The organism is Pseudomonas sp. NFACC13-1, assembly GCF_900104425.1.
Taxonomy (GTDB): Bacteria; Pseudomonadota; Gammaproteobacteria; order Pseudomonadales; family Pseudomonadaceae; genus Aquipseudomonas; species Aquipseudomonas fluorescens_AA.
In genome coordinates this window covers 1-3,527 of record NZ_FMXV01000063.1, presented here as the reverse complement: position 1 = coordinate 3,527, position 3,527 = coordinate 1, and the positions used below count along the sequence as shown (strand labels likewise).

Below are 3,527 nucleotides of genomic sequence, written 5' to 3'. Positions count from 1 at the left end.
GGATCGGTTGTGCCGTGCCGAAATCCGTGGCGGTGTGGTTGAAGTCCGCCAGCAGCAATTGCCGCTCGGTGTCGGGGAGCACGTCCAGATCGCTGACGAGGCGTTCGGAAGCCTGTTCAAGGGCTTCGACCAGCGCGGCCACGGCCTGGGCGAGGTAGGCGGCGATGCGTTGCGGGTCGATGCCGGTGATGGATTGGGCGGTCACGGAGAAATCCTCCCCTTCATCCGCCACGGCCACTTCGATCGGGTAGTTGGTGCGCGCTTCGTTGCTCAGGAACCGCACGCCGTCCCAGGCCAGGACCTGGTCGTCGTTGGCCAGCGAGCCGCCGTCGGTCTGGTGGCGGTAGTTGAGCAGCGTGGTGAACAGCGGCAGGCCCGCGCCAACACCGCTGCAACGTTGGGCCAGGGCCAGGGAGGCCTGTTCGTGGGCGAGCAGTTCGCTGAGGTCGCGATAGGTTGCGTCCACCAGCGTGCTGGCGCTGAACCCGGCCAGTTGCACCCGTACCGGCAAGGTATTGATGAACACCCCAAGGGCCCGATCGGCGCCCAGTGAACCTTGCAGGCGTCCGGCGACCACGCTGCCGAACACCACGTCGTCGCGGCCGGTGCAGCGCGCGAGCACCTGGGCCCAGGCAATATGAAACAGCACGGCCGGCGTCACCCCGGCCAGGCGCGATTGAGCGCGGATCCGCAGGTTCAGGGCCCGGTCGAGGCGCACGCTGGTCTCCACCACCTGGGCACCGTCACCCTGCACATCCAGCACACCGAACGGTGCGGTGGGCTCCTCGATGCTGGCCAGGCGCCGGGTGAAATAGGCTTCATGGGCCTGGGGCGGCGTGGCAAGTACCTGGGCGACAAACTCCCGATAAGGCATGGGCGTCGGCAGGTTGGCGCCTTGGCCCTGCATCAACAGCTGGATTTCTTCGAGGACGATGCCCAGGGACACGTGGTCGCTGATCATGTGATGGTCCAGCAAGGCGAGCCACCAGCGTTCGGACTGCGGGTCCTGGGCGATGCAGGCGCGCATCAAGGGGGCCTGTTGCAAATCCAGGCGCAGGTGGCGCGGATCGCTCAAGCGCTCCAGTTGGACGCGTGGAACCTCATCGGCCGTCAGGGTGATGGGATGGATCGGCAGCCCGGCCTGGCGCTGCACCACTTGGACCGCTTGCGGCTGCCCGACCCAATGCACGGCACTGCGCAGGATATCGTGGCGGTCGATCACCTGTTGCAGGGCGGCGATGAAGGCATCGAGGCGCTGACGGTCGTCGAACTCGATCATCGAGCGCACCAGATAGGCGTCGCCTTCGTGCCCCAGCAGATGATGGAACAGGATGCCCTGTTGCAAGGGGGCCAGGGGATAAATGTCCTGGATGTTCGCGGCCCCGCCAGGGACGGCGTTGACGATTCGTTCCAACTGCGCCGGGGTCAGTTCCACCAGGGGCAGCATGTCCGGTGTCAGCGCCGTGCAATCGGCCGGGATGCGGTTGGCCGGGGCCAGGAACAAGGTTTCATCGCTGCGACTCAGGGCCTGGGCCATTTCCCGCAGGCTGGGTGCGGTGAACACGGTGCGCACCGTGGCGCTCAGGCCATGCTGGCGCAGGCGATCGATCAGGCTCACGGCCAGCAGCGAGTGCCCGCCGAGTTCGAAGAAACGGTCATGCCGGCCGACTTTCTCGATGCCCAGCAGGTCTTGCCAGACCGTCGCGACGATCTGTTCGATCTCGCCCCGTGGGGCTTCGTAGGCTCGGCTGGCGAACGCTTCCTGGCCCGGTGCGGGCAGGGCGCGGCGGTCGAGCTTGCCGTTGGGCGTCAGTGGCAGGGCCTCGAGTTGAACGAAGGCACTGGGCACCATGTATTCGGGCAGGGCTGCCAGCAAGACGCTGCGCAAGTGCTCCACCGGCACCGGTTCACCGCACAGGTAAGCGATCAGCCGCTTGCTGTCCGATTGGCCGGGTTGGCTTTCCTGGGCCACTACCACTGCTTCACGTACACCGGCACAGCCCGCGAGGACGGCTTCGATCTCGCCCAATTCCACGCGGAAACCGCGGATTTTCACCTGGTCGTCGTTGCGTCCCAGGTACTGCAGGGTGCCATCTGCCAACCAGCGGCCGAGGTCACCGGTCTTGTACAGGCGTGCGTCCGGGTCGGTACTGAACGGGTCGGCGATGAAGCGCTCGGCCGTCAACACCTGGCGATTGAGGTAACCGCGCGCGACACCGACGCCGCCAATGTGGATCTCGCCGGCAACCCCGAGCGGTACGAGGTTGCCGTTGGCATCGAGGACATGCAGTTGGGCGTTGCGCACCGGTTTGCCGATGGAGCGGAAATCGTCGTGGTCGCTTTCCATCAGGCGGATCGAGGCATTCACGGTGGCCTCGGTCGGGCCGTAGGCGTTGAACAGCGCCGGGCGATGGCCGGCGCGGGCGAACCATTGGCTCACGGCCTGTTTGCCCACCGCTTCGCCACCGATCATGAACTGGCGCAACGAAGTCGGCAGCGGCACATGTCGGTCGCGGCTGACCTGTTGCCAGAACACCGTTGGCAGGTTCGCGACGGTGATCCCATGGTGTTCGCACAGCGTGGCGAAGGCAGCGGTGCCGGCAATCCAGGCATCGCTGCGCAGTACCAGGGTTGCACCGCTGAGCAATGCACCAAAAATCTCTTCCACCGACATGTCGAACGTCATGGTGGCGAATTGCAGGATGCGATCACGAGGGTTGAGGCCATAGCGCTCTTGCAGGGCACCGATCTGGTTGCACACCGAGCGGTGCTCGAGCATCACCCCTTTCGGTTTGCCTGTGGAGCCGGAGGTGTACATGACGTAGGCCAGGTGCCGGGAAGTCAGGTCTTCGATCCGTGGGTTGTGGTCATCGCCTTCAGTCGTGTCGTCCAGCAACAACTGCGTAATCTGCAATGGTGGCAGTTGTTCAGCCAGCAGACCCTGGCTGAGCAGGACCCGAGGCGAGCTGTCGCTGAGCATGTGCTGCAAGCGATCCTGCGGATAATTCGGGTCCAGCGGCACATAGGCACCGCCGGCCTTGAGGATGGCCAGGATGCCAATGATCATCTCGGGGCTGCGTTCCACCAGCAGCGCCACACGCTCATCCGGGCGAAGGCCGGCGGCGATCAAGCGGTGGGCGATACGGTTGGCCCGGGCATTGAGTTCGGCGTAGCTGAGTCGGGTGCCCTCGGCCTGGACCGCGATGGCCTGTGGCTGGGCCTGCGCATGTTGTTCGAACCACTCATGCACCAGCTTGCCCTCGGGAAAGGGGGCGTAGGTCTGGTTGAAACCGCCGAGCAGTTGCCGGCGCTGCGCATTGTCCAGCAACGGCAGGGTCGCCAGTGGCTGCGTCGCGTCGTCGAGCAGGGCGTCGAGCAGGTGCAGCAAGTGCTGGCCCCAACGGGCGATGGTGCTTCCGTCGAACAGGTCGGTGGCGTATTCGAACTGGCCGCTGATGCAGTCGCCGTCGTCGTTGAGGGACAGGCTCACGTCGAACTGGGTGGTGCCGGTGGGCTGGGGCAGTGGG

At 65.5% G+C, this 3,527-nt stretch carries 1 protein-coding gene; it reads right to left on the bottom strand.

Annotated elements, in window-relative coordinates:
- The coding region (locus BLQ55_RS30970) for a non-ribosomal peptide synthetase (protein ID WP_143011820.1) at positions 1 to 3,527 on the bottom strand (3,527 nt) is incomplete at both ends.